23 protein-coding genes are annotated in these 24,979 nt (G+C 68.5%); 9 read left to right on the top strand and 14 right to left on the bottom strand.

What is annotated here, in order from left to right; genetic code table 11:
- Positions 1 to 52: 52 nt before the first annotated feature.
- From EGX94_RS08085 to EGX94_RS08050, 8 genes are all read right to left on the bottom strand, one after another.
- Positions 53 to 1,864, bottom strand: coding sequence for an ABC transporter ATP-binding protein (locus tag EGX94_RS08085; RefSeq protein ID WP_081707285.1), 1,812 nt, complete (start codon positions 1,862 to 1,864; stop codon positions 53 to 55).
- A gap of 16 nt (positions 1,865 to 1,880) precedes the next feature.
- Complete coding sequence (locus EGX94_RS08080; protein ID WP_021796468.1) at positions 1,881 to 2,564, bottom strand: hypothetical protein; 684 nt, start codon at positions 2,562 to 2,564, stop codon at positions 1,881 to 1,883.
- Positions 2,565 to 2,608: 44 nt separating this feature from the next.
- Positions 2,609 to 3,472, bottom strand: a complete 864-nt coding sequence (locus EGX94_RS08075; protein WP_021796459.1) for a hypothetical protein — start codon at positions 3,470 to 3,472, stop codon at positions 2,609 to 2,611.
- Between the two features lie 4 nt (positions 3,473 to 3,476).
- The gene (locus tag EGX94_RS08070) at positions 3,477 to 4,187 is read right to left on the bottom strand and encodes an ABC transporter ATP-binding protein (RefSeq protein WP_021796470.1); all 711 of its coding nucleotides are present in this window, start codon (positions 4,185 to 4,187) and stop codon (positions 3,477 to 3,479) included.
- Positions 4,184 to 4,567 carry a lasso peptide biosynthesis B2 protein gene (locus EGX94_RS14375; RefSeq protein WP_211223462.1) on the bottom strand — a complete coding sequence of 128 codons (384 nt, stop codon included), beginning with the start codon at positions 4,565 to 4,567 and terminating at the stop codon, positions 4,184 to 4,186. Before EGX94_RS14375 ends, EGX94_RS08070 begins: the two co-directional genes overlap by 4 nt.
- Positions 4,568 to 4,611: 44 nt before the next feature.
- Positions 4,612 to 4,872, bottom strand: a complete 261-nt coding sequence (locus EGX94_RS14370; protein ID WP_021796473.1) for a PqqD family peptide modification chaperone — start codon at positions 4,870 to 4,872, stop codon at positions 4,612 to 4,614.
- 30 nt (positions 4,873 to 4,902) lie between these two features.
- Positions 4,903 to 6,483 carry an asparagine synthase-related protein gene (locus EGX94_RS08055; protein ID WP_192962635.1) on the bottom strand — a complete coding sequence of 527 codons (1,581 nt, stop codon included), beginning with the start codon at positions 6,481 to 6,483 and terminating at the stop codon, positions 4,903 to 4,905.
- A 342-nt stretch (positions 6,484 to 6,825) separates the two neighbouring features.
- Positions 6,826 to 7,056: a lasso RiPP family leader peptide-containing protein gene (locus EGX94_RS08050; protein WP_123826157.1), complete on the bottom strand. Its 231-nt coding sequence runs from the start codon at positions 7,054 to 7,056 to the stop codon at positions 6,826 to 6,828.
- Positions 7,057 to 7,529: 473 nt separating this feature from the next.
- On the opposite strand from EGX94_RS08050, the gene EGX94_RS08045 reads away from it, so the two are divergent.
- Together EGX94_RS08045 and EGX94_RS08040 are read left to right on the top strand one after the other, a co-directional pair.
- Positions 7,530 to 8,606: a sensor histidine kinase gene (locus EGX94_RS08045; RefSeq protein ID WP_162142573.1), complete on the top strand. Its 1,077-nt coding sequence runs from the start codon at positions 7,530 to 7,532 to the stop codon at positions 8,604 to 8,606.
- A gap of 8 nt (positions 8,607 to 8,614) precedes the next feature.
- Positions 8,615 to 9,265 carry a response regulator transcription factor gene (locus EGX94_RS08040; protein ID WP_231386071.1) on the top strand — a complete coding sequence of 217 codons (651 nt, stop codon included), beginning with the start codon at positions 8,615 to 8,617 and terminating at the stop codon, positions 9,263 to 9,265.
- An 86-nt stretch (positions 9,266 to 9,351) separates the two neighbouring features.
- Here the strand turns inward: EGX94_RS08040 and dhaM are convergent, their stop codons facing one another.
- From dhaM to dhaK, 3 genes are read right to left on the bottom strand one after another with little or no spacing between them, the layout of a single operon-like run.
- A complete protein-coding gene (dhaM, locus tag EGX94_RS08035; RefSeq protein WP_021796475.1) occupies positions 9,352 to 9,759 on the bottom strand; it encodes a dihydroxyacetone kinase phosphoryl donor subunit DhaM in 408 nt (135 codons plus the stop codon).
- Complete coding sequence (gene dhaL / locus EGX94_RS08030; protein WP_021796474.1) at positions 9,756 to 10,394, bottom strand: dihydroxyacetone kinase subunit DhaL; 639 nt, start codon at positions 10,392 to 10,394, stop codon at positions 9,756 to 9,758. Before dhaL ends, dhaM begins: the two co-directional genes overlap by 4 nt.
- Before the next feature lies 1 nt (position 10,395).
- Positions 10,396 to 11,397, bottom strand: coding sequence for a dihydroxyacetone kinase subunit DhaK (gene dhaK, locus EGX94_RS08025; protein ID WP_021796461.1), 1,002 nt, complete (start codon positions 11,395 to 11,397; stop codon positions 10,396 to 10,398).
- Positions 11,398 to 11,503: 106 nt separating this feature from the next.
- On the opposite strand from dhaK, the gene EGX94_RS08020 reads away from it, so the two are divergent.
- From EGX94_RS08020 to EGX94_RS08005, 4 genes are all read left to right on the top strand, one after another.
- The gene (locus EGX94_RS08020) at positions 11,504 to 12,778 is read left to right on the top strand and encodes a threonine/serine exporter family protein (RefSeq protein ID WP_021798916.1); all 1,275 of its coding nucleotides are present in this window, start codon (positions 11,504 to 11,506) and stop codon (positions 12,776 to 12,778) included.
- Between the two features lie 48 nt (positions 12,779 to 12,826).
- Positions 12,827 to 13,348 (top strand): YbaK/EbsC family protein, encoded by a 522-nt coding sequence (locus EGX94_RS08015; RefSeq protein ID WP_021798918.1) that lies wholly within the window; start codon positions 12,827 to 12,829, stop codon positions 13,346 to 13,348.
- A gap of 150 nt (positions 13,349 to 13,498) precedes the next feature.
- Complete coding sequence (locus EGX94_RS08010) at positions 13,499 to 14,356, top strand: class I SAM-dependent methyltransferase (protein ID WP_021798917.1); 858 nt, start codon at positions 13,499 to 13,501, stop codon at positions 14,354 to 14,356.
- 90 nt (positions 14,357 to 14,446) lie between these two features.
- On the top strand, positions 14,447 to 15,382 hold the full coding sequence (locus EGX94_RS08005) for a carbohydrate kinase family protein (RefSeq protein WP_021798919.1): 936 nt from the start codon (positions 14,447 to 14,449) through the stop codon (positions 15,380 to 15,382).
- Between the two features lie 75 nt (positions 15,383 to 15,457).
- On the opposite strand, the gene EGX94_RS08000 is transcribed toward EGX94_RS08005, so the two are convergent.
- Together EGX94_RS08000 and EGX94_RS07995 are read right to left on the bottom strand one after the other, a co-directional pair.
- Positions 15,458 to 17,302, bottom strand: a complete 1,845-nt coding sequence (locus tag EGX94_RS08000; protein WP_051245479.1) for a murein biosynthesis integral membrane protein MurJ — start codon at positions 17,300 to 17,302, stop codon at positions 15,458 to 15,460.
- On the bottom strand, positions 17,299 to 18,570 hold the full coding sequence (locus EGX94_RS07995) for an aspartate kinase (protein WP_021797022.1): 1,272 nt from the start codon (positions 18,568 to 18,570) through the stop codon (positions 17,299 to 17,301). Before EGX94_RS07995 ends, EGX94_RS08000 begins: the two co-directional genes overlap by 4 nt.
- Positions 18,571 to 18,642: 72 nt before the next feature.
- Here EGX94_RS07995 and EGX94_RS07990 point away from each other — a divergent pair, with 72 nt between their 5' ends.
- The 3 genes from EGX94_RS07990 (at position 18,643) to EGX94_RS07980 (ending at position 21,489) form a co-directional block, all read left to right on the top strand.
- Positions 18,643 to 19,290, top strand: coding sequence for a DUF1707 SHOCT-like domain-containing protein (locus EGX94_RS07990; protein ID WP_021797021.1), 648 nt, complete (start codon positions 18,643 to 18,645; stop codon positions 19,288 to 19,290).
- A 95-nt stretch (positions 19,291 to 19,385) separates the two neighbouring features.
- Positions 19,386 to 20,372: a Gfo/Idh/MocA family protein gene (locus tag EGX94_RS07985; RefSeq protein WP_021797019.1), complete on the top strand. Its 987-nt coding sequence runs from the start codon at positions 19,386 to 19,388 to the stop codon at positions 20,370 to 20,372.
- Positions 20,373 to 20,598: 226 nt separating this feature from the next.
- Positions 20,599 to 21,489: an NAD(P)-dependent oxidoreductase gene (locus EGX94_RS07980; RefSeq protein ID WP_028706594.1), complete on the top strand. Its 891-nt coding sequence runs from the start codon at positions 20,599 to 20,601 to the stop codon at positions 21,487 to 21,489.
- 207 nt (positions 21,490 to 21,696) lie between these two features.
- Here the strand turns inward: EGX94_RS07980 and ileS are convergent, their stop codons facing one another.
- On the bottom strand, positions 21,697 to 24,888 hold the full coding sequence (ileS, locus tag EGX94_RS07975) for an isoleucine--tRNA ligase (RefSeq protein WP_021797928.1): 3,192 nt from the start codon (positions 24,886 to 24,888) through the stop codon (positions 21,697 to 21,699).
- Positions 24,889 to 24,979: the final 91 nt, after the last annotated feature.

Genomic DNA, 24,979 nt, shown 5'->3' with positions numbered 1-24,979 from the left:
GCCCGGGAGCCGCTTCCGCACCGCCCGAGCGGGCCGAAGGCCGGGACGGAACTCATCCCCTCAACCGGCCCGGGCTACCGCCGATGTGTTGCAAGCGAACCAGTTCGGCATACAGGGGACAATTCTCCATGAGTTCATGATGGGTACCCGAAGCGATTATACGGCCATTGTCTATGACGATGATCCGATCAGCGTTGAGAATGGTGGACAGACGATGCGCAATGACGATCACGGCACGGCGTGTCTTCGCACGAACAATGATGTCCTGAAGAACGGCCTCGTTCCCGCTGTCGAGATTGGAGGTGGCTTCATCCAGCAAGAGGATGGGCGCGTCTGACAGCAGCGCACGAGCTATGGCCAGACGTTGGCGCTCCCCACCGCTGAGAAAGACGCCATTCTCTCCGATTTCTTGGTCAAGGAACTCCTGTGCCGTCATGGCAGGCGGGATGAGATTGCAGTCGGCAAGGGCTTGGACACACTCAGCATCAGTCGCAGTACGACGCCCGAGCCGGAGGTTGTCACGGATCGTTCCGGACAGCGCTGGAGCGTCCTGTTCGACATAGGCGATCTGGCGCCGGATCGTATCCCTGCCGTACGACGTCGCCTCCTGTCCTCCGAAGAGAATCCGACCGTGGGTCGGATCATAGAATTGCTCGACGAGACCGAACACCGTTGTCTTCCCAGCACCGCTCGGCCCGACGAGAGCGGTCATCCCCGCGTTGACATCGAATGTGACGTCGTCCAGAGCCAAGGAAGCCGCGGAGGAATCCGGATAAGAGAATCCGACATGGTCGAAACTGAGGATGCCATCGCCTGAAGAAGTTGCGTCCACCACGACGGCAGGAAGCGGCACATCTTTCTGACGTCCTTCTGGAGCCATGTCGAGAATGGACTTGACCCGATCGAATGATCCGAGAGCCCGGTTGACGGATGTCGTGATCGTGGCGAGCATCATCATCGGCGCGATGATCAGCATCACGTACATGACGAATGCGCTCAGCTGCCCGATGCTCATCTTGCCGGACGCCACACGCAGCCCGCCGACACCGATCACCCCGAGAAGCATGACCTGCACTGCGACGCCCACGAAGGAATTAACCATCGCCTTGAGCCAAGCGATCTTCAGACCCGCATCGCGAGAGCTCCTCGCATCGGAGATCGCACGCCCGACCTCGTCAGCGGTGGCACATGTGGCACGAATCGTACGGATCGCGGACAGGGACCTGTCGACACGGGCGGCCAGCAGGCCAAGGCGCTGTTGCTGCTCATGGGCGGCTGGACGGGACCTCCGGCCCAAGAGCAGGCTGATGATCACCAGAGCAACCGCCACCGTCACCACGACGAGCAGCAGCACCGGATCGATCAGGGCCATCAGCACCACAGCTACCACGATGGTGATCGACTGTGAGCAGAGTTCAACGATGCCCTGGCTGATGATCTCCCGTGCAGTGGCGACATCCGCGGTAACCCGTGAGACGAGATCTCCTCGTCTATTCGCGTCGATAACCGAGATCGGGAGATTGAGCATGCGATCGATCACCCCTGATCGCAAAGAGAATGAAAACTGCTCGCCGCTGCGCTCGAGGATGAGTTGTTGCATGGATGTCAACAGAGCTGACAGGGTGAGCAGCACGATCAAGGCCACCACGGGGAAGGCCAAGGAACGGTGTCCGTAAGTGTCGATGATCCGTGACACCATCAGCGGCTGCGCCGCACCCGCCAGGGAACCGAGGATTCCGAGGACCAAGGCCCCCATGAGTGATTTCCCAAGCGGTTTGACATGAGGCCATACATCGCTGAGTCCTGCCGCGCCGTAGCCGTTACCGGTCGTCTGATCAAGACCTGTCGTGTCGGAATATGTCATGATGTTCGCACACCTATCATCCGTTCCTGAGCAGAAGATGAGTCGTGTAGACCGCGGCTGCAACGATCGCCCAACCCACCAGTTCGAGAATTGCCGTGGCCCATCCGGGCCCGGTGAGAGCGGCACCGCACGCAGAATAGGGGAGCAACCGCACCAAGAGAGGACACCAGCGGTCCACCCAGGGCAGGAGAAGAACGGGCACGAGTGACAGAATCGCCGCCGCCAGCACCGCGTTCGACAGAACAACCGACAGGGCCATCCCTACCAGCGTGAAGGCCACAACAGAGCAGAGGTACCCCGCCAACACCGCCCACCACGACGATGAGCCATCGACCCCCCGCTCGGTCCACGACCGGACCGATCGGTCGATTACTGCGATGACCAAGGCCGGAGGCACCGTCGTCAGCAGGAGCGACGCGATGCGCGCCCCGGCCAGGATCCCTCTGCGGGGGACTGCGAGAAGCGCGGTGACGGCCTCCCCGCCCGAATCCATCGCGCCGGCCGAGCAACCGCCCAGGCAGCCGAGCGCCACCACGCCGGTGAGTCCGAGGGTTTCGGGAAGACGATGCGGTTGCTCCCCACCGGTCGAGATCATTACTCCCCCCAGCAGAGCCGGGACGACGCCGATGAGGAACGCAGCGGCGCCGAGCGCTTTCGCACGAGGCAGGGTGAGCAGCCTCACCGTCTGGGAGACGAGCACGGACCGGAGTCCCGGAAAATCCCAGTCGTGCTTCGCCGGAGTACTCATACGACCGCCCGTCGAGTGCCGTTGATCATCACGGTCAGCGCCGACACGGCGAGCCAGCCCGCGAGGATCATCGTCCCCGCCGTCGCCCCGGGTTCCCCCGGCTCCCGCTGGTAACCGAACAGGAATGTCTTCGCGGCGATCATGGGAAGAACATTGTTCACCCCTTGACCGATGATCCTGAGAAGGCCGGACATCGAGGCGACGGCCTGCAGCACGATGAAGATCGTCCCCGCCAAGGTGCTGCGCATCAGCACGGTGACGGCGAGCGCCGTCACCGTCATGACGCACGCGACCAGAGCGATGCGCAGGCACGAGAGGATTCCCGCTGCAGAGACGATGACAGAACGGGCCGGGGCAGGCAGCATGAGCCACAGAACGGCGTCGGAGAGCAGGAAGACCGTGATCGTCGAACCAACCGTCGCTACGAATGCGAACGTCATTCCGGCAGCCGCACGGCGGGCCCCCGAGGGAACCGCCAGAGCCGTCAGCTGGAGTTGCTTCTGACCGGACCGGTAATCCTGACCGCAGACCATGACCAGCAAGAGGGGGAAGAAAACGGCCATGCTCTGGTAGGGGGCTGAAATAATCATGTCCCCCACATACCGTTCCAGAGGAACCGCCCCCTCAAGATCATCGAGAACCACGCCGTCATGAAGGGTGGGCAGTGCCCCCCGGGCGAGGATCACTCCGTTGTAGGTGAAGTAGAGATTCAGAGCCAGGATGACGGCGAAACCGATCCACCAAGAACGCAGGGTCAGTGTCTTGGCCACCTCCATCGCTGCAGCGGCCCGCCATGCCGCGAATCGGCTCTGTTCGGTGGCTGCAACCACTCGGTGCGAGGACAGTTCAGAGGCAAGCATGCGATCAGATCCTCTCGACCTCGTCCACGAGATGAAAGTATGCCTCCTCCAGATCCGCATGATCCGCGCGGATCTGGTCGGTAGCGCCATCGGCGATGACTCGGCCGCGGGAAAGCACGACGACGTGGTCGGCCACGCTTTCGAGTTCCTTGATGAGATGGCTGGACACCAGCACGACACCGCCACGATCGGCATGGCCGCGGATCAGGGTGCGCAGCCATCTGATGCCATCGGGGTCAAGCCCGTTGAAGGGCTCATCGAGGATGAGGGTCTCAGGATCACCCAGCAGGGCCGTGGCCATCCCCAGACGCTGCCTCATCCCCAAGGAGTAGTCCTTGACTCTTTTCCTCTCGCTCCCCAGCAGGCCGACAAGGCCGAGTACCTCTTCGACCCGCGCCGGGGGGATCCGATTGCTCCGCGCCACCCATCCGAGCTGATCGACTGCCCGACGCCCTCCATCGGGGATGGCGCCGTCAAGCAGCGTCCCGACCCGGCGTAGGGGGTACGGGCCCAGATCACGATACCGGCACCCGGACACGAGGGCCTGCCCGGAGGTCGACCTGGTCAAATCGACGATCATGCGCAGGGTTGTGGACTTGCCCGCCCCGTTCGGCCCCACCAGACCAGTCACGCAGCCATTCAGGGCCATGAGGCTGACGCCGTCGACGACCCGGCGACCCGAGTAATCCTTGACGAGAGCATGGACGTCGATCATCGTGGTTCTCCCCTCCGTCGCGGTCCGACCACGACCGCTCTGTGATAGCCGCTCACCTGCTCGGGTTCATCAACAGGGACTCCGGCGACCTCCACCCAAGCATGAGCAAGGAATGGGGTCGTCTGAAAGCCCGTGCACCATACCGGGGTCCTCCTTGCCATCCCGCCGAGCAGCATGACGGCCACGGATCGTTGAAGGCATCCCTTTCCTGCGCACCTCTTGCTCACGACGTTCACTGCATTGCGCCACTTGGACACCTCAGCAGCCTCAGCCGGCAGGGTGCCGCAACACACGAGTCGCAGGACCATCGAGATCACCGCTGGTGGGAGAAAACTGATCAGTCTGGCCACGGCAACGGCCAGGCTGGCAGCCAGTTTCATACGCGAACCGGCCTCATGGCGAGGCTGGGGCATCAGCGGAGCACTCATCGGATCCTCCTGATCAGACGAGCTTTGCGCAGGTCGGCCAACAGACGTACACAGTCACGCAACACGTGGTCCGGATCGGCGCCGGTGTCCCTCGCGATATCCGCCCCCACCTCCTCGAGAGTTCTTCCCCGATCGAGCGCTTCGATGACACGCACTGCCGTGGGATTGACATGCCAATAAACCCCACGAACAGTGTCCAAGAGCACCGTCCCCTCAGCAGTAGACGTGACAGCAACGTTCTTACTCAGCACAGTCATTTTAATTCCTCATGTCCATGACGAGGTAATTCAACGCGTGGCGGAGAAGGACCTCAACCAGCGCTCCACCATCTCCACCCGCAACAAATCCTCATATACCAGGCCATCGGGTGAATAAGCAGAAAGCTCCTGGTTCAACACATCCGGATCAATCAGCCCCATGTCCACCAGAACCGACCCCTCGGAGAAAAGGCTCCGAATCCTGTCACGGGACGAACTGAACGCGACAAAAGTTTCAAATGAGTACTCTCCTTTGTCGTGCCGTTGGAAATAATCTATGGGCATGTTCTCGGGGCGAGCCGCCGCCAGCAATGGCTTGATCACATCAGCTCGAAATCTGTCCTCGATCCTCAGACGCATGGCGATCGCAACAACGCGATCATCCAGATATGGACTGACGAGTCTCACTCCAGAGCCGGAAGGAAGCATCTGCTCCGTACGCCTTACCAGTGTCCCATGATAGAGCGTAGCACCCCTTACTTGATGCGAAGTACGGTCATGATGAAGCATCAGATCAGCACGCTCAGCATATTGCAATGCACGTTTCGAAAAATTGTCTCGGGCCTCGTTGGTCAAATATTTTGGGAGTCGCATGGCCGGAACCCAACGGGCTCCTTCGACGAACATATCGGAAGCCCTTGCGGAAACCCCACGAGCGATTCGCAACAGATCCGACACGGGCCCTTCATGTCGCCTGACGTGTTGTAACGTCGCACTCCATCTGAATTTGTTGACCTGACTCCATGAAAAAACATCTCGCAAACCATGTCGGACGTGCGAATGCGCCATGGACCAAGCCATCGCAGGCATTGCAGCGAAAAGCTCGTCCCCACCATGTCCATTGACATGCGCCACCGACTTTGAATTCTCATACAGTCGCCCTATCTCATCAGCAAGAGCGAGATACCTGGCATCATCACTCGGCCCCTCTGGCATCCACGCAAAAAGATCTTCTGAAAATCTGTCCCAATTCTCCTCAACCATCATTGAGACATAATCACAAATCTTGTGAGTGCTTCTCACGTCCCGCGCCGCTCGATCCGACCAGAAATGATCATGGTTTGCCGGGTCAGCCGTTCTGAAAAATAGAGTGTTGATATCATCCATAGAGCACTGCCGGGCGATGTAGACGAGCGTCGTGGAATCCAGACCACCAGACAGATCCATACTCAGCAGATCCGTTGAATCCACCAATGAATCTATCACTTCGACCAAGGCATCATGCAGAACAGGAGATAGCGACTCCACAGCGTCAATCGGATCGGGAGTACGCCACCATGAAACCTCATCGACCCTCCCATCAGCCGTGATCCTCAACCAATTCCCCGGATGCACCATACTGACTCCCGTCCAGATGATGCCCTCCGAGAATGGAAAATCCATCTGAGCCTCGGTCAACCGAATGACCAACTCATCCCGACTCACCTCAGGTCGAGTCCTGCGGAACAACGTCTCCTGTCGATCGCTGACGAGGATCTCGTCTCCACGCCGTGCCCAGAAGACGGCACTCGTACCACTGGCGGATCCTTGGGCCCTGATCGTACCGGAGGAATCACATGCGATGACCAGTCCCCCATCCTGCACCAGACTGCTCAAGTCGAGCTCCTGCACGCAACGGCAGTCGGCAGGCAGCGTCACTGACGGGTCCTGCAGACCACTTGGAAAGATGACCACCTGAACATCTCGTGACCGCCATGATCGCACACGGACCCCCTCTGAGACGACCAGCTCCCCGCCACCTAGTTCAGTCGAGGAACATATCCGCCCCTCTCCCGATGCAGCACCCCCAAATACCTGCTCACACCCTCTTCCACCGATAATGTATAGAAATGACATGGATGACTTCACCTCTTGCTTCGTACGGCTAAAACCGACGGGTCGCCGGAAAGTGGCGACCCGTCGGAGCTGGACTGATTCGACATCAAATCTGCATCTCACAGTCCACGGTGATCGTCAGGACCATGGCCAGTAGACAACAGCCAGTGCACGGAACCCCCATACGTCTTTCAGGGGTGCATGCCCTGCGCCATTGGTGGCGTCGGCAAAATCAGCGATCCTCGTCAGAACCGGCGTCTCGTACATGTCGGAGCCTCCTTCCTGTCTTGCTGCTTCGACTGCGCGATTCAACTGCGCATAACAAAGCTCTCGCACCTCTTTTAGCTCCGTTTTTAGCTCCGTCAACATCTGCACGCATGATTGACAACGAATGATGTCAGGACGTCCAACCAAACTGTCATGATATGATGATAACTGTCATAATGTGATGACATCTGGGTTTGTGTGCCACCCGACACAGGAAACCAACCAAGCCGAAAAACGAGTTCGTCGTCTGTTCACCTGCGCATCGTCCATTTGCAGGCGGTACAACCTTGGCACTCAGTCCGGAACGGTCAGAACTCCGGCGCCTCGTAGCGCACCGGGTCCGACGTGCAGCGATCTTCCTACTCCGCTCGGGATGATGTACCATCAATCTCATTGATGCTGCTCGGTGGACCACCTGCGGAGGGATGCCCATGACTCATCGCCGTTTCCTCTCGTCGTGGGGAGGAAGCACATGCCTTCTCGCTCTACTGAGCGTGGCGGCGATGTCGATCAGTTTCTCGGGGCAGAGGAGTTCGGCGCCGCCGATGATGGTGCGATGCCTCACCCTGTTGATAATGGCCATCGGCATCACGGCCATGGCCCTGCGGACTGGCCGCCCTCTGCTGGCCCTGTCAATGGTCGCCGGCGCCTATCTGCCGGCGGTCGCCCTCCATGCGGAGCAGAGCATGGCGATACCGTATTCGGCGGTTCTCCACTCCTGTCTCGTCCGGACCAGCGCAAGACGCGCAGCCGCTGGCGTCGCCGGCACCTTGGTCCTCGTCACGGTGCCAGCAGTCGTGGAGCGACCCGACTCCGACGATGAAGGCCTGCTGCTGGCCGGGCGCGCAGGAGCCGTGCTCTGCGTGGTGATGGCCGGCCTCATGGCGCGGGCGTGGCGGGCGCGGCAGGAGTCGCTACGCGAGGCGGAACGGGAGCGCCTGCGCGCCGACCGGGTGGCCCAACAGCGCGACCGGTCCATCGAGCGGGAACGACTCGCCGTTCAGCTGCACGACAGCGTGGGTCACTGCCTGACGACCATCATCGCGCTGTCCGAGGGTCTGACGGGCCTCTCGACCGACCCCGACTGCGCCAGGGCCGTCCAGGGCATCAACTCGCTGGCCCGAGAGGGGCTCGGTGAGACGCGGCAGGTCGTCGAGTCGCTCGGTACCACGCAGTCATCGGGGCCCGGCGCCGACGTCACCGGATCGGGGGTCGGCACCGTGTCGCAGCAGTGCACCGCGCAGCACGGCTGGGACGACGTCGGAGAGCTGCTCGACCATGTCCGCGCCTCCGGCATCATCACGAGCTTCACCGAGGAGGGCGCCCGCCCCGCAGGCGAGAACGGCGGGCTCTGCTTCTCCCTGACCCGCGAGGCGCTGACCAACTGCCTACGCCATGGCGCGGGCATCACGCACATAGCGGTCCTGTGGCGACACCACCCGGACGGCTCCACGCACGTCCTCGTCGAGGACGACGGCGACGTGCGGGGGCGGGAGGGGAAGGAGCCGTGCAGCGGCACGGGACTGCGCCGTCACCGGGACCTGATCCTCGCCCGACACGGGGACTTCTACGCCGGTTCACCGGACGGCAGCGGCTGGGTGATCGATGCCACTGTCGCGCCGGAGGGCGCGGAGAGGGCGACAGCGCCATGATCGGGGTCATGATCGTCGACGACCACGAGCTCGAACGCTTCGCTCTGTCCTTGGTCGTCCGCAAGGACCCGCGAATCACCGTCGTCGCCGAGGCCGAGGACGGGCGTGCCGCGTTGGACGTGATCGCCGGCCTGAGGGAGCGAGGTCGACCGATCCCGGACGTCATCCTGATGGACGTGCGCATGCCCGGTATGGACGGGATCCAGGCGACCCGGCGGATCGTCAGGGCGTTCCCCGGGGTGCACGTCCTCATCCTGACCACGTACGACCAGGACGATTACGCGTTCAAGGGGCTGTCCGCGGGCGCAGTGGGCTTCCTTCTCAAGGACGCCAGAGGGGAGGACATCACCCGTGCCATCCACGCGCTGGCCGCTGGAGAGGCGGTGCTGACCCCACGGATCACCCGCAAGATCCTGAGCAGGGCAGGACGCCTGGACCCGCCCGATGGGCGCCCGCCGGACGCCCTGTTCTCCGAGCTGTCCCCGCGCGAGCGGCAGGTCGTCGAGCTGATGGCCGACGGCCGGTCGAACGGCGAGATCGCGAAGGTCATGACGATCCAGGAGGCATCGGTACGGCGCAGCGTCAGCAGGATCCTGGCGAAGACCGGGCTGCGCGACCGGGTGCAGATCGTATCGGCCTGGTACAAGGCCATGAGCTGACGGCCCGGCCCTGCGCGCGGCGGCAGGCCTCGATGGCGCACACCCGGCCGGTGAGCGGGCGTGCGCCATCCGCGCGTCGGCCGCCCTCAGTCCGCGAGCTGCCTGCGCTTCGCCTCGACGGCCCGCTCGGCCTCGGCGCACACGCGGTCGAGGTCGCGGCCGATGCCCGCCGCCGAGTAGGCGGCGAACAGGCCCTCGACGAGCGGGGCCGCGAGCAGCCTCGTGCGCTCGGCCACCTCCGGATCGAGGAACTCGACGGCGGTCTGTGCGCTCATCACGGCACTGCCCAGGTCCATGAGGACGACGACGCCCTCCCCGTCGTCGGCGCGCCCGACGGCCTCGACGATCGCCATGGCATCGGTGCCGAGCGCGCCCTCGGCGGTGCCGGCGGCCGTCTCGAGGCGCACCCGCGAGGCCGGCATGAGCCGCCTCGTGAGATCGACGGCGGCCCCGGCCAGCTGCCGCGAGTGGGAGACGACGACGATGCCGGTCATGCCGTCTCCCCCGCCACGGCCCGGGCCAGGGCGTCGACGATGATGGCCGTCGAGGCGGCACCGGGGTCGATGTGCCCGGCGGAGCGCTCCCCCAGGTAGGAGGCGCGCCCCTTGGTGGCGATCATCGGCTCCGTCGCGTCCCGGCCGGACGCCGCGGCGTCCGCGGCGGCGCGCGTCGCGGCGACGATGTCCTCGGGGTGCCCCCTGAGGGCGCGCAGCGCCGGGTACCAGGCGTCGAGCATCGTCTTCTCGCCCTCGGCGGCCTTCCCCCGGGCGACGAGGCCGCCGACGCCCGCCTCGACGGCGTCGGCCAGTGAGGTCGAGCCGATCGCCCCGACATCCTTGAGGGCCCCGCCCATGCGCAGGAGGAAGGTGCCGTAGAGCGGCCCGGCCGCGCCGCCGACGGTGGACACGAGGGTCATGCCCGCCTTCTTGAGCAGGGCGTCGGCCCCTCCGGGCCCGCCCGCGTCCACCGCCTCGACGACGGCCGCCATGCCGCGCCGCATGTTGGTGCCGTGGTCGGCGTCGCCGATGGCCGCGTCGAGCTCGGTGAGCTCGTCGGCGCGCTCGGCGATCGCGGCGTCGGCCAGTCGCAGCCAGGTCACGAGGACGTCGGAGCCGATCGTCGCCGCCATCTCAGGCCCCCCAGCGCAGCCCGGGCGTGTTCACCGGGGCATCCCACAGGCGCAGCATCTCGTCGTCGGCGCGCAGCAGGGTGAGCGAGCAGCCGGCCATGTCGAGGCTGGTGATGTAGTTGCCGACGAGGCGGCGCTCGATCCCGACGCCCCTGGCCGCGAGCAGCTCGGCGACCTCGTGGTACATGACGTAGAGCTCGATGAGCGGGCTCGCGCCCATGCCGTTGAGGAAGGCGATGACGCCGTGGCCGTCGCCGGCGGGCAGCTCGGCGAGGATCGGCTCGACGAGTCGCCCGGCGATCTCGGAGGCTGGGGCGATCTTCTCGCGGTGGCGGCCGGGCTCGCCGTGGATGCCGATGCCGATCTCCATCTCGTCGTCGGGCAGGTCGAAGGACGGCTTGCCGTTGGCGGGAACGGTGCAGCTGGTGAGCGCCATGCCCATCGAGCGCCCGTTGGCGTTGACGCGGGTGGCGATCTCGGCGACCTCGGCCAGGGGGCGGCCCTGCTCCGCGGCGGCGCCGGCGATCTTCTCGGCGAGGACGGTGACCCCCACGCCGCGGCGACCGGCCGTGTAGAGGGAGTCCTCGACGGCGACGTCGTCGTTCGTGACGACCGTGGCGACCTCGATGCCGGAGCCGGCGGCGATCTCGGCGGCCATCTCGAAGTTCATGACGTCGCCGGTGTAGTTCTTCACCAGGTGGAGCACGCCGGCGCCGCGGTCGACGGCGGTGGTGGCGGCGATGATCTGGTCGGGCACCGGCGAGGTGAAGATCTCGCCCGCGCAGGCGGCGTCGAGCATGCCGGGGCCGACGAAGCCCCCGTGAAGGGGCTCGTGCCCGCTGCCACCGCCGGAGACGATGGCGACCCTGCCCTGCTCCTTGGCGCGGGCCCGGTAGACGATGTGCTTGTCGAGGTCGACGCGCAGGGCGTCCGGATGCGCGGCCGCCATGCCCGCCAGGGCATCCGCGACGACGGTGTCGACGGAGTTGATGAGTTTCTTCATGGCACGAAGGTACCGCCACCGCCCCGCGCCGTCGCCCCCGACCGGCCCATCCCGGGGCGGCGGGGCGCGCGGGGCGGGGCCGCCGGGCGCGACTATGGTTGGCCCCGTGCCCTCGTCCGTCACCCCGTCCGGTCATGACGCGCCCCACGCCACCCTCATCGCCCAGGCGGCGCAGATCCTCTACACGAACGGCGAGACGACGCACGCCACGACCGAGGTCGTCGGCGAGCTCAACGCGCTGTTCGGCACCGACTACACGCTCGTCCCGTCCTGGCCCCAGCTGAGCCTGCTGCATCCCGACGGCACGATCGTCCGCGCGGTCCCCACCCGCATCGAGGGCATCAACATGCGCCGGGTCAGCCGCATCCACAAGGCGCTCCACGCGCCCGGCGGCCCCGACCGCGCCGGGCTGACCGCGGCCGTCACGCAGGCGGCCCGACTCCCCGCCTGCCCCACCTGGCTGTTCTGCCTGGCCTGCGGGGTCGGCGCGACGATGATGTCTCTGCTCTACGGCATCGGTCACGTCCACTCCGTGGCACTGCTCTTCGCGGCCTCCGCCCTGGGCGGGCTCCTCCGGCGGGTCCTGCCGGCGGGCGCGGGCCAGGCGACCCGGGCCCTGGCCGCCGCCTTCGTCGCGGGCCTGGCCGGAGCCCTCTCGGTGCACCTGGGCTGGTCGAGCTCGGCCCGACTGATCGCCGTCTGCCCCGGCATGATGCTCGTGCCGGGCCCGCAACTGCTCAACGCCTGCATGGACATCGCCCGACACCGCCACGACTTGGCGGTGGCGCGCATCTGCGAGGCCGGCCTCACGATCCTCGCCATCGCGGCGGGCATCATCGGCGGCCTGGCCCTGGGCGGGGCGGACCTGCCCGTCACCGCCCGGACCGGCGCCATCCCACTGTGGCTCGACGTGCTCGCGGCGGCCGGTGCGGCCTGCTGCTTCCCCGTCTTCTTCTCGATGCCCTACCGGACGATCATCCTGGCCTTCCTCGCCGGGGCCCTCGGTCACGGCGTGCGCTGGCTGGCGATCAACGACCTGGGCTGGAGCGCACCGGCCGGGGCCCTCCTCGACTGCCTGGTGGTGAGCCTCGTCGCGACGCCCATCTGCCGGTTGCGCCACGTCCCCTTCGCCGGGGTCGGCTTCGCCTCGGTGGTCGCGCTCGTGCCGGGCGTCTACCTGTTCCGCGGCATGGCCGGGCTCATCGCCTTCACGACCTCGGCGGGCGACCCGGCCGAGGCGCTGGCGACGATGACCGACCTCACGACGGCGGGTTTCATCATCGTCGCGATGGCCATCGGCCTCATCGCCCCGCACCGGCTCATCGACGCCTGGATGGACCGCCTCGACGCCCGGAGGGCCCGCGGCCGGACGAGCGGGTGAGCTCCGGGACGCGGCCGGGCGCGCCGGGCCCCGTCTACGCTCGGAGGCATGTTCGACCAGCTTCCGCACCAGCCCGCCGCCGAGCACCCCGAACTGCTCGGCGAGCCCGTCCGCCGGCTCATCCACCTGCTGCCCGACGCCGAGGTCTTCGTCATCGACCCGGCGCTGTCCGACACCGAGGCGCTGTGCCGGGCCTACGGCGAGGACGAGTCGACCTGCGGCAACTGCGTCATCGTCCGGGGCCGGCGCGGCGAGACGGAGCGCACCGCGGCCTGCCTGGCCCTGGCCACCACTCGCGTCGACGTCAACCGGCTCGTCCGCAGGCGCCTCGACGTGCGCAAGTGCTCCTTCGCCCCGATGGACGACGCGGTCGCCGAGTCCGGCATGGAGTACGGCGCGATCACCCCGGTGGGGCTGCCGCCCGAGTGGCCGATCTGGATCGACACGGCGGTGGCGCGGGCCGAGCGGGTCTGCATCGGCGCCGGGACCAGGTCCGCCAAGCTCATCGTCCCGGGCCGTTCGCTGTCGGCGTTGCCGAACGCCGAGATCGTCGACCAGCTGGCGCACTGAATCCGCCCTGAGCGTCGACACGGCCCCACCGGCCCGGAATATCAGGGTCTTGACATGGGATTTCACCGGGGACCGAACGGCCCTTCCCCTGGCCTTGCCCCCACCGGTTCACTAAGCTGTTGCCAGCCGACAGGGGGTGCAGGAGCCGTCATGACCAACCGTGATGAGCAGCCGTTGCGCACCGATCCGGCGGAGTACGCGGCCGCCGAGTTCGAGCTGCAGAGCACCGGTCAGGCCGACTACGGCAACTGCGTGCCGTCCCGGCTCATGCGCGTCCTGTTCATCCTCTGCGGCGTCCTGCTGCTCGTCTTCGCGCTGCTGCTCATCGTGTGGGCCCACGCGAGCGCGCTGATCGTCGTCGGTCTCCTGTGCGCCCTCGTGATCGCCTTCACCGTCTACATGGAGCTGTGCCGCCGGCTCTTCGCCTTCGACGGCGGAGGCCTCATGGGCGCCATGCACCAGATGGTCGTCGACAACCTCGACTGGGACGGTCGCGGCCGGCTCCTCGACATCGGCTGCGGCGCCGCGGCGCTCACCGCCCGTTGCGCCATGACCTTCCCCGACGGGGAGTTCACCGGCATCGACGACTGGGGCGCCACGAGGAGTCGCGCCAAGGAGCAGTGCGAGGCCAACGCGCGCGCCGAGGGCATCACCGCGCCCACGTCCTTCGTCGAGGGGGACGCGGCCCATCTCGACTTCCCCGACGGCTCCTTCGACGCCGCGGTGAGCAACTTCGTCTTCCACGAGGTTCGCTCCGAGCCCGACAAGCGGGCCCTCGTCCGCGAGGCGCTGCGCGTCGTCCGCCCGGGCGGCGCCTTCAGCTTCCAGGACCTGTTCGCCCAGCCGAGGCTCTACGGCGACATGACGGCCTTCGTCCAGGAGCTCCGCGCCGAGGGCGTCTCCGACATCGAGTACATCCCCCACACCGAGAACCTCGTCGGCGCCCCCTCCTGGGTCAGGACGCCGTGGATGATCCGCAACGCCGGAATCCTCCACGGCCATCGCTGAGCCCCCGGGGCCGCCGGTCGGGGTCGAACCCGGTGGCACGAGATTCCGGACGAGGCGGCACGTCGGCGCAGCCTCGTTTAGAGTGAGGTCATGCGCGTAGTGGTGTGCGGCGAAGCACTCATCGATCTCATCCCCGACAACTCCGTCCCCGGCACGACGCAGTCGAGCCTGTGGCAGGCGCACTCCGCCGGCGGTCCGCTCAACACGGCGATCGCCCTGGCCCGCCTGGGCATGCCCGCCCAATTCCTCGGCCGTCTCGGCGGCGACGGCTTCGGCGCCCAGCTGCGCAGTCACCTGGCCGTCAACGACGTCGGTCTGGACCTGACCGTGCAGACCGAGGCCGAGCCCACCTCGCTGGCGATCGTCAGCGTCGACTCCACCGGTCAGGCCACCTACACCTTCCACCTGAGGAACACGGCCAACTTCAACTGGAGGCCCGAGGACCTGCCCGAGCTGACCGCCGACGACTGGCTCCACACCGGCTCGCTGGTGGCCGTCGTCGAGCCGGGCCGCAGCACCCTGCTCGACTACCTGGCCAGGACGCCGGCGCGGCTGTCGTTCGACCTCAACGTGCGTCCCACCGTGGAGCCCGACCCCGGGCGCTACGCCGAGCTGCTCGACCCCTTCCTCACGGTGCTCGGCGAGCGCGGCGGCATCGTGAGGGCCAGCGACGAGGACCTGCGCTGGCTCGACCCGTGCAGCGGGGCGAGCGCCCAGGAGCTCGCCGCCGGCATGGCCCGCGACCACGGGCTCGACATGGTCGTCGTCACGGTCGGCGGTCAGGGCGCCTTCGCGGTCGGCGCGGATCGCGAGCTCGCGTCGGTGCCGGGCATCCCGACGGCCGTCGCCGACACCGTCGGGGCCGGGGACACCTTCACCGCCGGCTTCCTCAAGGTGTGGCTCGACGAGCAGGATCTCACCGAGGCGATGCGCAGCGGCTGCGCGGCCGCCTCGATCACCTGCTCGCGCATCGGCGCGGACCCGCCGGACGCCGACGAGGTGGCGGCCCTGCTCGCCCGCTCCTGAGCGGCCGGCGCGGCCCCGGGGGCATCGTGGGGAGGGGTCCGGGGATTCCCCGGGCCCCTCCCCGCGGAACCGGCCTCATCCGCGCCGAAGGTGCAGCCTGCGCAGGATGGAGTCGAGGAAGGCGTCGAACTCGCGGACCCGGAAGATCCTCACGCCGATGAGCAGGAAGACCGAGAAGACGACCACCCCGACGGCGTCGGCCGCGTACTGGGCGAGCAGCGTGTCGTGCATGGTCCAGACGATGAACGAGCCGACGAGGTAGGCGGGCACGCCGCCGACGACCGAGGCGGCGAGCATGCGGGCGTACAGGCCGAGGACGCCGCGCAGGTTCAGGCCCTCCATCTGGCGGCGGGCGTACCCGGTGAAGACGATGGACAGCGCCGCATTGCCGACGAACATGCCCGCGCAGATCGTCACGACGCCGACCCTGGCCGGGGCGAACGAGGCCGCCAGGGCGAAGAGCACCTGGAGGCCGGTGACCAGGCACTGCATCCACAGGTTCGTGCCGCCCTGCTCGGTGGCGAAGCAGTACTGCTGCTGCAGCGTGACGATCGTGTACGGGACGGTCGAGGCGGCCATGAGCACGAGCGCCCAGGCGGTCGCGGTGGCCTCCACCGGGGCCAGGCTCCAGTAGATGCCGCGCACGACCGGGCGGGCCAGCGCGATGAGCACGACGCTCGTCGGGATGATGCCGACCATCGGCAGGGTCAGGCCCTTGTGGAGCAGTTCGCGCATGCCGTCCAGCCCCGACTCCTCGTCGCGGCGTTGCCAGGCGCGGGCCAGCTGCGGGAACAGCGCCGTGAGGATCGAGAAGGCGATGAGCGAGTAGGGCATCTGGAAGAGCGTGTTGGCGTTCTGGTAGGCCGCGTAGCCGGCCACGTACTGGCCGGCGGGGCCGCGGTCGATCATGCCGGTCGCGACGTTCATGATGAACAGGCCGCCGCCCTGGGCGATGCACAGCGCCAGGAAGGTGAGGCCGGCGAAGCGTCCGACCTGGCCGAAGCCGTAGCCGCGCAGGCCCCAGCGGGGCCGCCAGCGGAAGCCGGTGCGCGCCAGCACGGGCACGAGGACGAGCGCCTGCGCGAGGATGCCGAGGCTCGCGGTGCCGGCGAGCACCAGGATCATCGAGCCGGTCCAGGCCGACGGGTCGGCCTGCTGGCCCCACAGGCGCAGGAAGGCGAGCTCGCCGGAGATGGCGACGACATTGTTGAGCACGGGCGCCCACCCGTAGGGTCCGAAGGAGCCGCGCGCGTTGAGCAGATTCCCGAAGACGGCGAAGACGCCGTAGAAGAGCACCTGCGGCATGCAGAGGAAGGCGAACTCGACCGCCAGGTGCAGGGCGGGGCCCTGCAGCCGGGTGAAGACGCGCATGAGCACCTCGGCGCCGACCGTGCACAGGAGCGCGACGCCCGCGATGAGCGCGAAGGTGACCGTGAGGAGCCGGTCGACGAACTCCCGGCCGCCGTCGGGGCGCTTCATCGCCTTGGTGATCTGCGGCAGCAGGACGGCGTTGAGGATGCCGCCCGACAGGAGTACGAGGATGTAGTTCGGCAGCGAGTTGGCCGAGCGGAAGGCGTCGGCGGCGAGGGTCTGGCCGACGACCTTGACCAGGAGCATGGCGTTGACCATGCCCAGGACCCGGGACACGAGGGTGCCCGAGGCCATGAGGACGGAGTTGCGGCCGAGATTGCGGCGGTCGCGCTCGTCGAGCTCGTCCTGGCTCAGCCCCCCGTCCGACGGCGGACCCGCGCCCACGCGCGGCGCCCCGGGACCGCTCGGGCCCGGGCTCACCAGGCGCCCCACCCCCGGCAGGGCGGGCGCCAGGGCCTCGAGCTCGGTGCGCGGGATGATGCGCGTCTGCTCGTCGTCGCCGTAGGGGTCCGGCGGCGGCTCGGCGGCCCGGCGGGGGCGATAGCTCAACGCCCGGTACCCGCGTAGACGACGGCCTCGCCGTCGGCGTCGAGGCCGAAGGCGGTGTGGGCGGCGCGGACGGCCCGGTCGAGCAGGTCGACCTCGACCACGACGGAGATGCGGATCTCCGAGGTGGAGATCATGTCGATGTTGATGTCCTGCTCGGCGAGGGCGTCGAAGAAGCGGGCGGTGACGCCCGGGTGGGTGCGCATGCCGACGCCGATGACGGACAGCTTGCCGATCTGGTCGTCGTAGAGGAGCTTCTCGAAGCCGATCTCGTCCTGGCCGGCCTTGAGCGCGTCGATGGCCCTCTTGCCGTCGCTCATCGGCAGGGTGAAGGAGATGTCGGTGCGGCCCGTGGCGGCCGAGGCGTTCTGGACGATGACGTCGATGTTGATCTCTGCCTCGGCGATGACGTCGAAGATCCTGGCGGCCTTGCCGATCTGGTCGGGCACCCCGACGATGGTGATCTTCGCCTCGCCGCGGTCGGAGGCGACGCCGGTGATAATGGCCTGTTCCATCTCATTGCCCTTCTTCATGTCGGTGTGGCCCGTGACCCAGGTGCCCGGCTTGTCGTCGAACGAGCTGCGGACGTGCACGGGGATGTTCTCGCGGCGCGCGTACTCGACGCAGCGCAGGTGCAGCACCTTCGAACCGCAGGCCGCCATCTCCATCATCTCCTCGTAGGTGATCTCGGGGATCGGGGCGGCCGCCGGGACGATGCGGGGGTCGGCGGTGAAGACGCCGTCGACGTCGGTGTAGATCTCGCAGTACTCGGCGCCGAGCGAGGCGGCGAGGGCGACCGCCGTGGTGTCGGAGGCGCCGCGGCCGAGCGTCGTGACGTCCTTGGTGTCCTGGCTGACGCCCTGGAAGCCGGCGACGATGGTGATGTTGCCGGCCTCGAGGGACTTGTTGACGCGGCCGGGGGTGATGTCGATGATGCGGGCGTTGCCGTGCAGCCCGGTCGTGATGACGCCGGCCTGGCTCCCGGTGTAGCTGCGGGCGGGCACGCCGAGGTCGTTGAGGGCCATGGCGAGCAGGGCGGCGCTCTGGCGCTCGCCGGTGGTGAGCAGCATGTCGAGCTCGCGGGGCTGGGGCTGGGGGCTCACCTCGAGGGCCAGGTCCATGAGCTCGTCGGTGGCGTCGCCCATCGCCGAGATGACGACGACGACGTCGTTGCCCTCCTGTCGGGCGCGGGCGATGCGCCGTGCGACGCGCTTGATGGACGCGGCATCCGCAACGGATGATCCGCCGTACTTCTGGACGATCCTGGCCATGGGTCCCCCCTGTGGTTCGACGCAGCCAACTCTAGCGGGCGGTCACCGGGCCCCGGGGAATAGCATGGCGGGGTGGACATCTCATCATCCCTGCGCATCGGCGATGTCGAGCGCGACGCCGCCCTCGCGCGGCTCCAGTCGCACTACGCCGCCGGTCGGCTGAGCACCGGGGAGTTCGAGGAGCGCATGGAGAAGGCGCTCGCCGCGCACTACCAGAGCGAGCTCGACCCGCTGTTCACCGATCTTCCCGACGACCCGCAGACCCGCTTCTTCGACGAGACGGGCCCGGTCGGGCGGGCCGCCCGTCCCAGCGCGCTGACGCCCTGGCAGGCGCCGCCGGCCCCCCGGCCGTCGCATCGCGGGGTGACGGGCGCGATGCTCGTCGCCGTCGGCGGGCTGGTCTGGTCGGCCGCCCTCATCGCCACCCTGCTCGGCGCGCCGGGAGAGGTCTGGGCCGCCGCGATCGCGGTCATGGTGGGCTGCGGCATCATGAGCAGGAGCCTGCGCCGCGGCGACCGACAGGAATTGCCGGCCGTCGGGGAGCGGCCGGCGGCCCTGCCCGGGGGCCCGGACGACTCCGTGCGGCCACACGCGGGCCGGGAGCAGTACCGCACGGCCCGGCAGGAGGCGCGGGCCGTGCGTCGCGAGCTCCGCGACACCGTCCGGGAGCAGTACCGCACCCGGCGCCGCGAGTACCGCCGCAGGCGCCGCGGCCGCTGACCCGATCGTCCACCGGTACGGCCCCCTACCGGCCGGCCCCTGAATCCGCTGTGCGGAATCTGTTCATCGAGCGCGCGAGATTTTAGGCTCATGCCATGAGCATTCAATGGGGAATCGCCGGGTCGGGCCGCATCTCCCACATGATCGCGGCGGAGTTCGGGGCCGTCGAGGACGCCGAGGTCGTCGCCGTCGGCTCGCGCAGCACGGAGCGGGCGCGGGCCTTCGCCGTCGAGTTCGGCATCCCGCACGCCCACGGCAGCTACGAGGCGCTCGTCGCCGACCCGCAGGTCGACGCGCTCTACATCGGCACGCCCAACGCCCGGCACTTCCCGCTGGCGCTGGCGGCGATCGATGCCGGCAAGGCAGTCCTCGTCGAGAAGTCGATGTGCTGCCAGGGCGAGCACGCGCGCCAGCTCATCCGCGCCGCCGCCGAGCGCCGGGTCTTCCTCATGGAGGGCATGTGGACGCGCTTCCTGCCGGCCATCCGGGCGGCCCACCAGGCCGTCGAGTCCGGCCGCATCGGCCAGGTGCGCACGCTCCAGGGCGACCTGTTCGCCCACCGCCCCTTCGACCCGACCGACCGCCTCTTCGCGCCCGAGCTGGGCGGCGGGGCGATGCTCGACCTGGGCGTCTACGTGCTGCACTTCGCCCAGGACTTCCTGGGCGCGCCGTGCTCCATGCAGTGCACGGGGCGCTGCTACGACAACGGGGTGGACGCCGACATGGGGCTCCAGCTGCGCTACGACGACGGCTCGTTCGCGCAGCTGTGCTGCTCGCTGGCCGGCCACGGCCCGGCGCGCATGGTCATCGCCGGCACCGAGGGATTCATCGAGGTCGGCCCGCGCTTCCACCACCCCTCGGAGATCACCGTGCACGCCCCGGACGACGGCCCTCAGGTGATCAGCGAGCCGTTCGAGGGCTCCGGCTACCGCCTCGAGCTCCAGTCCGTCACCGATGCCATCGCCTCGGGCGCCACCGAGCACGAGCTGGTGCCGCTCGCCGACTCGCTGGCCGTCTCGCAGACGATGACCGAGGCGCTCGACCGGTTCGGCTACCGTCCGCACGACCAGCTGACCCTGTGAGGCCCCGAGGCGCCGGAGCGGGGCATCCCGCGGACGGGCCACCGCCCCGACCCGACGGGCCGACCCGCGGGCGACGACCGGGACGCCCGACTGGTTCGGACGCCGCCCGCACGACCGCGCGTCCCCCCGTCCCGGGCGGGCGGGCCCCGGGCCACCGGGGCGGGGCGCCGTGGTGGGATCCTGGATGCGGCGCGCCGACGGTCGACGCGCCGACGGAGGGAGCACGATGACGACAGTCGGATTCATCGGGGCGAACGGCCTCATGGGCCATGGCATGGCCTCGAACATCGCCAGGAGCGGTTTCGATCTTCTCTACACGGTGCACGCGCACGCGCCGGCCGGGCTCGACGAGCTGGGCGCCCGGCGCGTCGACTCGAACGCCGAGCTGGGCGCCCGCTGCGACATCGTCGTCCTGTGCATCACGACGGCCCAGGACGTCCAGCAGACGGTGACCGGCCCCGACGGCCTGCTCACCCGGCCCCGCGAGGGCCTGGTCATTGTCGACGCGGCGACGAGCGAGCCGGCCGTCACGCGCGAGCTCGCCGCGCAGGCCGCCGCGCTCGGCGTGGCCTATGCGGATGCGCCGCTCACCCGCGGCCCCGCCGAGGCGGAGGCGGGCCGCCTCAACACGCTCGTCGGGGCCGACGATGAGGTCTTCGCCCGGATCGAGCCGGTGCTGGCGAGCTACTGCGAGAACATCCTGCGCGCCGGCCCGGTGGGCGCCGGTCACACGATCAAGCTGCTCAACAACTTCTGCCTCCAAGCGGCGACGACGGCCCTGGCCGAGTCGTTCGCCGTGGCGCGGGCGGCGGGCGCCGATCCGCGGACGCTCGTCGACGTGCTGGGCAGGGGGATGTTCGACAACCAGCTGCTGGCCATCATGGGGGCCGCTCTGGACGGCGACCACGAGCGTCAGCAGTTCGCCCTGGGCAACGCCCGCAAGGACGTGCGCTACTACACGCGGCTGGCGGGCGACGTCCAGGTGGCGCCGGTCGTGGGCGACGGCGTCCACGAGGCGCTGTCGCTGGCGTGCTCGGCGGGCTACGCCGAGCGCAACGTGCCGTGGGTGACGGAGGCGGCGGCCCGGATCAACGGCCTGCCGGGTTCGGAGTCCTGACGGGCCCGGGATCCTGACCATCCCGGCCGCCAACCCATCGCCGCCGCCATCCCGGCCGCTCTCCGAATCCGCTCCCACCCCATTCTCCGGCCAACACCCCAGATATGTCCGATGTGGGAACGGAAAGGGGGGATGGGAACGAAAGAGGGGGGAGTGGGGCCCGCTCGGCCGCGCATCCGCTCGAGGACCCGACGGGCGCGCCGCGCCTCAGGCCCTGCCGACCCTCACCCGCAGGCCCAGGTCGTCCTCGGCACGCCAGTCGTCGGCTGGCTCGGCCCGGTGCATGCTCGTGGCGAGCACCTCGGAGGCGATGAGCCCGGCATGGGTCTCGATGGCCTCGACCAGATCGGCGTCGTCGCTGGCCCAGGCCAGGTCGATGCGGTCCGAGACGTCGAGCCCGGCGGCCTTGCGGGAGTCCTGCACGAAGCGGATGACCTCGCGGGCCCGCCCGGCGCTGACGAGCTCGGGGGTGAGCGTCAGGTCCAGGGCGATGGTGTCGCCCTGGACGTCGGCCACCGACCAGCCCTCGCGGGGGCGCTCGGTGATGAAGACGTCGTCGGGGCCCAGCTCGACGGCCCCGACGCCCTCGACGTCCAGCGTCACGGATCCGTCGGCCAGCCCGGCCGCCAGGGCGGCGGCGTCGGCGGCGGCGATGGCCCCGGCGACGACGGGCGTCTGCTTGCCGTACCGCCTGCCGAGCGCCCGGAAGTTGGCCTTGGCGCTGTGGACGACGACGTCGCCGGCCGAGCCGAACGAGTCGAGGCGCTCGACGTTCAGCTCGGCGGTGATCTCCGCGACGAGCTCGGCGGGCAGCTTCGCCAGGGCGGCGGAGCTCACGAGCGCCCTGCCCAGCGGCTGGCGGGTCCGCACCCCGGCCTCGGCACGGGCGGCGCGGCCGACCTCGACGAGACGGCGGGCGAGACCCATGGCCTCGTCCAGCCCCGCGTCGATGAGGGCCGTGTCGGCCTGCGGCCAGCTGGTCAGGTGAACCGACTCGGGGGCGCCGGGGACGGTCGGGCGGAAGAGGTCCTGCCAGACCCTCTCGGTGATGAAGGGCGCCAGCGGCGCCATGAGCCTCGTGAGCGTGGCGAGGGTCTCGTGCAGCGTCCACAGGGCGCCCGGGTCGCCGTCCCAGAAGCGGCGACGGGAGCGGCGCACGTACCAGTTCGACAGCTCGTCGATGAAGGCCTGGACGAGCGTGCCGTAGCGCTGGGAGTCGAAGTCCTCCAGCGCCGCCGTGGCGTCGACGACGAGCTTGTTGGTGGCACTGGTCAGCCACCGGTCGAGGACATGGCGACCGGCCGGCTCGGGGGCCCGTCCGACGGGCGCCCAGCCGTTGGCGCGGGCGTACAGGCTCTGGAAGGCGACCGTGTTCCAGTAAGTCAGCATGACCTTCCGGACGACCTCCTGCAGCGTCGTGTCCCCGACGCGGCGGGCCGACCACGGAGAGCCCGCCGCGGCCATGAACCAGCGGACCGCGTCGGCCCCGTGCCGGTCCATGAGCGGGACCGGCAGGAGGATGTTGTTGAAGTGCTTGCTCATCTTGCGGCCGTCCTCGGCGAGGATGTGGCCCAGGCAGAGCACGTTCTTGTAGCTGGACCGGCCGAAGACGAGGGTCGGCACCGTCATCATCGTGTAGAACCAGCCGCGGGTCTGGTCGATGGCCTCGCAGATGAAGTCGGCCGGGAAGTGCTCCTCGAAGCGCTCCTTCGAGCCGGGGACCCACGGATAGCCCCACTGGGCGAAGGACATCGAGCCCGAGTCGAACCAGGCGTCGATGACCTCGGGGACGCGGCGGTAGGTGCCGGGCTCCCCGGGCAGGGCGAAGGTCACGTCGTCGACGAACGGACGGTGCGGATCCATGTCGGCCAGCTCGGGCCTGCCGGCCAGTCGGGCGAGCTCGGCGCGCGAGCCGACGCAGCGCAGCCTCGAGGGGTCCTCGTCGTTGCGCCAGATCGGCAGCGGCGTGCCCCAGTAGCGGGTACGCGACAGCGCCCAGTCGATGTTGTTGCGCAGCCAGTCCCCGTAGCGGCCCCACTTGATGGACTCCGGGTACCAGGTGGTCTCCTCGTTCTGGGCGAGGAGCTCCTCCCTGCGCCGGGTCGTGCGGATGTACCAGCTAGGCTGCGCGTAGTAGATGAGCGGGGTGCCGCAGCGCCAGCAGTGCGGGTACGAGTGGGTGTGCATGTCCGAGCGGAAGAGGATGCCCCGCTCGGCCAGGTCGGACAGCACCACCGGATCGGCGTCCTTGAAGAACAGGCCTCCGACGAGGGCCAGCCCCTCCTCGAAGGTGCCGTCCGGGCGGATCGGGTTGATGATCGGCAGGTCGTTGGCGCGCCCCACGGCCATGTCGTCGGCGCCGAAGGCCGGGGCCTGGTGCACCAGGCCGGAGCCGTCCTCGGTGGTGACGTAGTCGGCGAGCACGATGAAGTTGGCGCGCCGGTCGAAGGGCACGATGTCGTAGGGGCGCTCGTAGTCCCAGCCGGCCATGTCGGCGCCGGTGACGGTCTCGAGGACGCGCCAGAGGCGGTTGCCGTCCTCGTCGACGTCGCCCAGCACGGCGTCGAACAGCGGGGCGGCCACGACGAGCTCCTGGGAGCCGTCGGTGGCGAGCACGTAGTCGACCTCGGGGTGCACGGCGACGGCCGTGTTCGAGACGAGCGTCCAGGGCGTCGTCGTCCACACGAGCAGCCGGGCGCCGCGGGCGGCCCACGGGCCGCTGGTCAGCGGGAAGGTGACGTAGATCGACGGCTCGGTGACGTCCTTGTAGCCCTGCGAGACCTCGTGGTCGGACAGGGCCGTCTCGTCGCGGGGGCAGTAGGGCGTGACGCGGTGGTCCTGGACGAGCAGGCCCTCGTCGAAGATCCGCTGGAGGGCCCACCACTCGGAGTCGACGTACTCGGGCGCCATCGTCCAGTAGGCGTCGTCCATGGCCACCCAGTAGCCCATGCGGCGGGTCAGCTCGGCGAACTCGTCGACGTGCTCGGTGACCGAGGCGCGGCACCTCTCGTTGAAGCGCCCGATGCCGTAGTCCTCGATCTGGCTCTTGTGGTCGATGCCGAGCTCCTTCTCGACGGCCAGTTCGACGGGCAGGCCGTGGCAGTCCCAGCCGGCCTTGCGGTCGACGCAGAAGCCCTGCATCGTCTTGAAGCGGGGGAAGAGGTCCTTGAAGACACGGGCCTCGATGTGGTGGGTTCCGGGCTGGCCGTTGGCGGTGGGCGGGCCCTCGAAGAAGTTCCAGCGCGGCCCGTTCCGGGTGGCCCGCCAGCTCTTCCCGAAGGTGCCGTCGGCCTCCCAGAAGGCGATGATTCCGTGGTCCATCGCCGGAAGGTCGATCTGGGCCGGAACCGCCCGGTAGCCGGCGGTGGTGGATTCGTGCCCGGACTCGCTCGATGTCATCGTTCCTCTTCGCTGTTGACGCCTCCGACGCTGCGAAGGGACGGGATCCCGGCGTCAGGACGCCGGGGGCGGCCCACGGTACCACCCTTCT

The sequence above is a fragment of the Propionibacterium acidifaciens genome (assembly GCF_003798325.1).
GTDB lineage: Bacteria > Actinomycetota > Actinomycetes > Propionibacteriales > Propionibacteriaceae > Propionibacterium > Propionibacterium acidifaciens.
The sequence above is the reverse complement of the archived record's forward strand: the minus strand, read 5'-3'. Positions and strand labels throughout refer to the sequence as shown.